This window comes from Frankia sp. CpI1-P (assembly GCF_001421075.1).
GTDB classification, from domain to species: Bacteria; Actinomycetota; Actinomycetes; order Frankiales; family Frankiaceae; genus Frankia; species Frankia torreyi.
In genome coordinates this window covers 25,265-31,793 of sequence record NZ_LJJX01000068.1, presented here as the reverse complement: position 1 = coordinate 31,793, position 6,529 = coordinate 25,265, and the positions used below count along the sequence as shown (strand labels likewise).

Annotated in this window: 4 protein-coding genes and 8 pseudogenes; 10 read left to right on the top strand and 2 right to left on the bottom strand. The window is 70.0% G+C overall.

The window, feature by feature from the left end:
- Positions 1-482: pseudogene (locus FF86_RS27665) on the bottom strand (hypothetical protein); the annotation flags it as partial.
- Positions 483-532: 50 nt separating this feature from the next.
- On the opposite strand from FF86_RS27665, the gene FF86_RS27660 reads away from it, so the two are divergent.
- From FF86_RS27660 to FF86_RS59180, 6 genes and pseudogenes are all read left to right on the top strand, one after another.
- Entirely contained in the window at positions 533-1,210 is a 678-nt protein-coding gene (locus FF86_RS27660; protein WP_242419748.1) for a helix-turn-helix domain-containing protein, read from the top strand.
- A gap of 87 nt (positions 1,211-1,297) precedes the next feature.
- Positions 1,298-1,630, top strand: a pseudogene (locus FF86_RS59195) (ATP-binding protein); the annotation flags it as partial.
- An 11-nt stretch (positions 1,631-1,641) separates the two neighbouring features.
- Positions 1,642-1,738, top strand: a pseudogene (locus FF86_RS59190) (hypothetical protein); the annotation flags it as partial.
- 263 nt (positions 1,739-2,001) lie between these two features.
- The gene (locus FF86_RS59185) at positions 2,002-2,730 is read left to right on the top strand and encodes a DUF234 domain-containing protein (protein ID WP_242419747.1); all 729 of its coding nucleotides are present in this window, start codon (positions 2,002-2,004) and stop codon (positions 2,728-2,730) included.
- 120 nt (positions 2,731-2,850) lie between these two features.
- Positions 2,851-3,326, top strand: a pseudogene (locus FF86_RS68900) (patatin-like phospholipase family protein); the annotation flags it as partial.
- Between the two features lies 1 nt (position 3,327).
- Positions 3,328-3,696, top strand: a 369-nt coding sequence (locus FF86_RS59180; protein WP_242419746.1) for a hypothetical protein, incomplete at its 5' end; no start/stop codon positions are given.
- A 111-nt stretch (positions 3,697-3,807) separates the two neighbouring features.
- On the opposite strand, the gene FF86_RS63265 is transcribed toward FF86_RS59180, so the two are convergent.
- A complete protein-coding gene (locus FF86_RS63265; RefSeq protein ID WP_255354353.1) occupies positions 3,808-3,930 on the bottom strand; it encodes a hypothetical protein in 123 nt (40 codons plus the stop codon).
- 471 nt (positions 3,931-4,401) lie between these two features.
- Here FF86_RS63265 and FF86_RS68895 point away from each other — a divergent pair.
- From FF86_RS68895 to FF86_RS68880, 4 pseudogenes are all read left to right on the top strand, one after another.
- Positions 4,402-4,573: pseudogene (locus FF86_RS68895) on the top strand (DUF4407 domain-containing protein); the annotation flags it as partial.
- Position 4,574: 1 nt separating this feature from the next.
- A pseudogene (locus FF86_RS68890) lies at positions 4,575-4,884 on the top strand (DUF4407 domain-containing protein); the annotation flags it as partial.
- A 1-nt stretch (position 4,885) separates the two neighbouring features.
- Positions 4,886-5,418, top strand: a pseudogene (locus FF86_RS68885) (DUF4407 domain-containing protein); the annotation flags it as partial.
- A 102-nt stretch (positions 5,419-5,520) separates the two neighbouring features.
- Positions 5,521-6,529, top strand: a pseudogene (locus FF86_RS68880) (protein kinase); the annotation flags it as partial.

Sequence of the window (6,529 nt, the reverse complement as noted above, 5' to 3'; positions counted from 1 at the left end):
CGGAGGCGGCGTAAAGCTGATATAGTCCAACTATCGCGTGTCCGTGAAACGGGCAGCACCTCATCCTGTAGATGCTCGGCCAACCCGTCCCAGGCCTCGATCGCGTCCTCGACGACGCCGAGGAGCTCCGCGGTCGCCGGCCGAACCGCGAGGATCTCCAGTTCAGCCAGCATCCCTCGGCCCGCCTCGACCAGATCGTGCAGCTGCCACCGGTGGTCGTCGACCGGAATCCTGCCGGTAGCCCGCACCAGCCCACGGATCCGCATCAGCTCCGTCGGACTCGGCGGATCGAGTTTCCCGGCCCGCCGCAGCACCCTGGCCACGAACAAGCGGTCCTCGGCCGCCTGCGCCACGACGAGCCGCACCAGCTCCGTCCGGGTCAGGCTCGCCGCCGCCTCGGCGGCCAGCCGTCCCCGTTCCTGCCCGACAGGCTCGGCACCGCGGAGCAGCGCCATCGACGTCCAGGTGATCCCCGCTAGCATCGGCGTCCATGGGTAACGCTGAACTTCGGGAAGCTGAACTTCGGGATCGGGTGTCCGAGCTGCGCGGCGAGGGGAAGTCGCCGAAACAGATCGCGCGCATCCTCGGGGTGCCGCCGTCCATGGTGACCCCGCTGGTGCGGGCCGCCGCGGCGCAGGCCCAGGCCGTGGCCGGTGAGCCGCCGGTCGTCGGGTGCTGGATCAGTGCGGGTTGGAGCCGGGGCCTCACGGTCGACCCATCGCGCGGCTGGGTGGACGAAGCGCCCGAGCCCGACGACGTCGGCGGGCTCGTCAGCGTGCTGGTCGCCCGCAAGCACCGCTGGGACAAGGTGTCGACGTGCGGGTACCTGGCGGACGTCTACTGCCTCGGAGTCAAGAATGCCCTCGGTCCCGACATCAGGACCGAGGTCGAGCTGGCACGCTTCGTACCCGAGTACTTCGCCGCCCACCCGGAAGGCTGGCAGGCCGCACCGATCGAGCTGGCCGCCGACCTGGTCTTCGGCTCCGTCGAGTACGCCCGTGGGCTCGGTTTCGAGCCCCACCCCGACTTCGCCCCGGCCGCCGGCCACCTCGGACCCTGGGATGGGCCCTCAGCGATCACCTTCGGCAAGGACGGCAAGCCGTTCTACCTGTCCGGCCCGTACGACAACCCCCGCCGGGTCGTGGAGACCCTGCAACGCACGGTCGGTCCTGCGCCCAACTTCGACTTCGTCATCGGCCAGGCAGTCTGACGGCCAACCTTACTGACGAGCCATGTAACTGACGGCAGGTGTAAGTTACAGGAGATGTAAGTTGTGGCCGGCGGAGCTGAGGCAGGCATGGCATTCGTGAATCGCACCGAGGAACTCGCCGCCCTTGATGCGTGGTGGAACTCGAGCGATCCACGGCCCGCGGTGATCTGGGGACGGCGCAGGGTGGGCAAGACCGCGCTGGTACAGCGCTTCGCGGAGGGCCGGCGGTCGGTGTTTCACACCGGGGCCGGCCGGGCGGCCGCCGGGGAGCTGGCGCAGCTGTCCCGTCAGGTGGCGGCCGCCGCGCCCGGGCGCATCCGGGACCTTACCGCCCGTCCCTACATCGACTGGGACGACGCTCTCGACGACCTCGCCACCGCGGCCGAACAGGAGCCGCTTCTCGTCGTCCTGGACGAATTTNCGGAGATTGNCACCACCTCACCCGACCTGCCGGGGATCCTGCGGGCCTTCCTCGACCGGACGATCGGCAGGACCAGGCTGCGGCTACTGTTGTGCGGGTCGGCCGTGNGGCACATGACCGCTCTGCGCGGAGGAGCGGGCACCCCTCTACGGCAGGTTTGACCTGTCACTTTCGCTGTATCCGTTCCGTCCGCACGAGGCCGCGCTCATGCTGCCGGGTCTCACCCCGGCGGACCGGGCGCTCGTGTACGGGCTTGGTTGGCGGAATGNCGCTCTACCTGTCATGGTGGGACCAGGATTCCGGCGTCGCCGACAACCTGCTACGGCTGGCCTGCCGGCCCGGGGCGCCCCTGCTCACCGAAGGACAGTTGGTGCTGGCCACCGAGGTGGAGCACGGTGAATTCCCGGCGGCCGTACTGCATGCCATCGCCGCGGGTCGCACACAGTACAATGAGATCAAGGACTATATCCGCGCTGAACCGGCCCGCACCCTGGATCGGCTCGTCGAACTACGGCTGGCTGAACGGATGACTCCGGTCACCGACACAGCTCGCAGTCGGCGACGCGTCTACCGAATCGCCGACAATTTCCTGGCCTTCTACCTCGGCGTGCTCTCTCGCTTCCGGGCGGAGATCGAACGCGGCCTGGGAAAGGCACTGCTTCCAGTACTGATCGACAGTCTGGACGATCATCTCGGCGCGCCGTGGGAGGAAGCCTTTCGCGAGCATCTGCGCCGGCTCGCCGTCGGCGGCACACTGGGCCCCGACGTCGTCGCCGTGGGGTCGTACTGGAGTGCCGGCGGCCAGGACGAGATCGACGCAGTCGTGCTCGCGGGCAGGGACAGACGTCCCGTGCTGGTAGGCGAGGCAAAGTGGGCCCGCACGGCCGATGGCCACAGACTCGCGGGCGTACTTCGCCAGAAGGCCCATGCTCTGCGGGCCGCCGCGCCACCGGCCATTCCAGCGGGTTCGGACGGTTCGGAGGGGACGGACGGGACGGACGACCCCGGCTCGGTTCGCCTCTCCCTCTGCGCTCGCGAGGAGGTCCGCGACGCCCCGCCGGGGACCCTGGTGGTCACCGCCGCCGACATCTTCTCCTGACGGAGATCAAGCATCGCGCGACGACGGCCTCCAGGGATCGTGTTTCCGCTGTCCACGGCGGCTGTCCACGGCGGCTCTCTACGGCGGCGAGGNGCGTATGGTGATGGGCACGTCGAGACGATGTCCGCGTCCGCCGAGGTGGTGTCTTTCGTGAGCGAGGGGTCCTCGGACGAGCGCCCACGACTTGGCCTGGTGCTCGGTGGCGGGGCCGCCCTGGGTGCCGCGCATGTCGGCGTGCTGGAGGTTTTCGAGCAGGCGGGTATCTCCTGCCCTGTCGTCGTGGGTACCAGCGCAGGCGCGCTGATCGGCGCCGGCTACGCGGCCGGACTGAGTAGTGAGGTACTCACCGCGACGGTCCTGTCCGCGAACTGGGCCGACTTCGCGCAGTTCAACATGCGGCGACGGTGGGGCCTGCTGGACACCTCTCCGCTTGAGCTGAGCGTCGAGAAGCACATCGGTGTGGAGAAGCTGGAGGATCTCGGTCGCCGTTTCGGCGCGCTGGCGTGGGACATCCGGGCCAGTGAGGCGGTCCTGCTGACCGAAGGGCCGTTGAGCAGCGCGTTGCGGGCGTCCAGTGCCGTGCCCGGCCTGTTCCCNCCGGTACGCATTGGACGCCGCCTGCTGGTCGATGGGGCGCTGGCGGACAACGTGCCGGTGTGGGCGGCACGCGCACTGGGAGCTGATCTGGTCATCGCCGTCAGCCTCAACGGTGACACGGACAGCAGGGTGCAGACCGCCGGGCGGATGTTGGAGACGCTGCGTGCCCCGCGCGGCGAGCATGCGGCGGTCAGGCGAGACGAACGTGCGCCGGAGGTGCTGATCCACCCGGCCACGGTCGGGGTTTCGCGTTGGTCACCCAAAGGTGTGCAGGGGCTGATCGCCGCCGGACGCCAGGCCGGCGAAGCTGCGCTGCCTGCCGTCGCCGCGGCGGTCGCAGCCGCCGACATCCCCCAGGGCTCCGGCTAGATCGTGTGAGGTCATAGCCGGGATCAGGTCATAGCCGGGATCAGACAGCTACGCGGGATCAGACAGCTACGCGGAAGCCGATGGTGCCGGCGGGAGCCCGAAACGCCTCGCTCAGCCGATGGGCGCCTCGTACACGAGCAGTTCGGTGCCGGCGGTCTCTTCGCCGTCGTCGGGCGCGGCGAGCAGACGCAGCTTGTCGCCCACCTGCTCCAGGGCGACCGGGTTGCGGGTCACGGCGTGCCCGGCCATTGCACAGGCCGAGTGTGCGGGTCCGTCCTGGCCAGGCGATGGCGCGCAGATGTCCTCAGCCTGTCCGCTTACCCCGCGGCCACTCATCGCGGAGACGGCAGCAGCCGCGCCACGGCACTCCGCCGCAGGACGACCCGGCGAGGACGATGGTCATGGCCGTCGCGACAGCGGTTCCCCAAAACGCCGGCAACACGACTCCGCCTGGCCGTTTGGCCAGCTAGCGTTCGACCTGACGTCATGCCATCGACCGCGCGCGGGGAGCGACGGTGGGCACGGGACGGGGGATCCGTGGACGACGATGTGGCCGANCCATGGCCGGATGTCGGCTCGTTCGGCGAGGCCGATGAGCCAGCGGCGGCCGCCTGGCCCGAGCATGGCCCGGACCGTGGCTTCGGGGACGGGTCCGGGACGCCCCCGCGCCTCGATCGTCCGGGGCTCGGCCGCCGGGTCGGCGACCTGCTGATCTTCCTTACCGGCACGCCGCCCGGCACGGTCGAGGCGGACGACCGGTCCCGGTTCGTCACGGCCGGCGTGCTGATGCTGCTCACCGCCGGGCTCGCGGTCTACGCGGGCGCGAACGTCGCCGCGCTCGGCTTCCACACCTCGCTGGTCGCGACGCTGCCGTTCGNCCTGGTCTACGCGGCGTTCATCCTCTTCATCGACCGGTCGGTCCTGCTGACGGTCGCCGGCTACCGGGCGCGCCGCAACCGAGTCCGGATCCGCCACGTGAGCGGAACCCACTGGGTGCGGATCCTCATCGCCATCTGCGCCGGGCTCCTGGTCACCGAGTCGATTCTGTTGTCGTTCTTCGCCGACTCGATCGAGCCGAAAAAGGACGAGATCAAGTCCGAGCGCCTGGCCGAGGCGATGGCGAAGTGGGACGCGGGCCGCGCGGCAGAGGACAAGGTGCGCAGCAAGGAGCGGGACGACGCCGTCGCCNCAAAGGAGAAGGCGGACGGCGCGGTGACCGACGCCCAGACCTGGGTGAACTGCCAGCAGGTCGGGGGCACCTACAAGGGTCAGCCGTGTGAGCGCGGCCCGGGCCCCATCTTCCAGCAGGCGCTGGACTCGCTCCAGAAGCGGCAGGGCGAGCAGACGACCGCGCAGGATGCGGTCACGGCCGCGCAGAGGAGCCTCACGACGTTCCGAGCCACTCGTGACACCGACCGGGCCACCTACCTGAAGACCGAGACAGCCAAGATCGACGGTGGCGACGACCTGCTGTTGCGCGAGGCCGGATTCTGGCGCCTGACGATGGACGACCACTCGGTGCTCGCCTGGCGGATCATCCTCACCCTGCTGCTTTTCGGTATCGACCTCGCCCCGCTGATGTTCAAGCGGACCCTGGACAGCACCGCGCAGGCCGAGCGGGAACGCAGCGTCCTGTGGGCCCGCCAGCTCGACGGCAAGGCGAACGCCCTGCAGCTGTGGCGCAACCACACCGCGCACCGTGCGAAGGCAAAGGACATCGCCNCCGGGCTCCTCGAGTACTACGAGAAGCGGGCGGTGAACGCCTTCCTGGCCCAGCAGAGGATCGCGGAGGCCCGGCAGGAGGCCGAGGCCGAGCTCGAGCTGATGAGGATCGAGCTGGACAAGGCGGCGAGGCTGCGTGACCTGGCGTACCGCTACCGGATGCCCCTGCCGCCGACCAGGCCGATGCCCACGCCGATCCCGACGATCCCGAAGCCGACACCGCCGCCGGATGACGACGTCCTCGTCGTCCCGATGCCGCCCCCGGAGCCAGGGCCCGACCCCGGCCCCGGCCCGGAGCCGGAGCCTTCCCCCGTTCCGATGCCCGGCCCGGGCCCTGCCCCGGACCCCGGCCCGGGCCCTGCCCCGGATCCCGGGCCGGACCCTGCCCCGGACCCTGGGCCGATCCCCGACACGGTGCCGGAGCAGCCGCTCATCGGTCAGGTGATCAAGAATCGCTGGCGGATCGACCGGCCGCTGAGCAACGCCGATCTGGGTGGCCAGGGGGTGGTCTGGCACGGCACCGACCTGCAGGGCCGCGAGCCGAAGATTGTGATCAAGACGGTCCATGCCGTCGACAGACGGCAGAGCAGCGCGGCGGAGACTCAGCTCGCCAAGGCGCGGGCGCTGCAGCGGGAGATGGACGTCGCGGACGAGATGCCGGGCGGCGCGGGCCGGAATCGGAGGTTCATCGGCGAGATCCTCGACTACGGGACGTTCACCGACAGCGTGCAGGGGCAGCGCTACCTGTTCATCGTCATGCCCGAATACCATCCCGGGAGCTTGGAGCGGCACTGCACGCTCCGGCCGACCCGACCGCTGGGCTGGTGCCTGCGGACGACCGACCAGATCCTCGCGGGAATGGCCGCCGCGGCCGAACGCGGCCTCGTCCACCACGATCTCAAGCCGGCCAACGTCGTCCTCGACGGGGAGACACCGCGGATCATCGACTGGGGGCTGGCCCGGTTCTACCAGCGCACTCCGGGACCATCCGCCCTGCTGCGGATGGGAACCCCGTTCTTCTGCGCACCGGAACAGCTCTCCCACGAGGGTGACTGGTCGACGCCGCTGGCCGACCTGTTCTCGATCGGCGGGATCCTCTATCAGCTTGTCG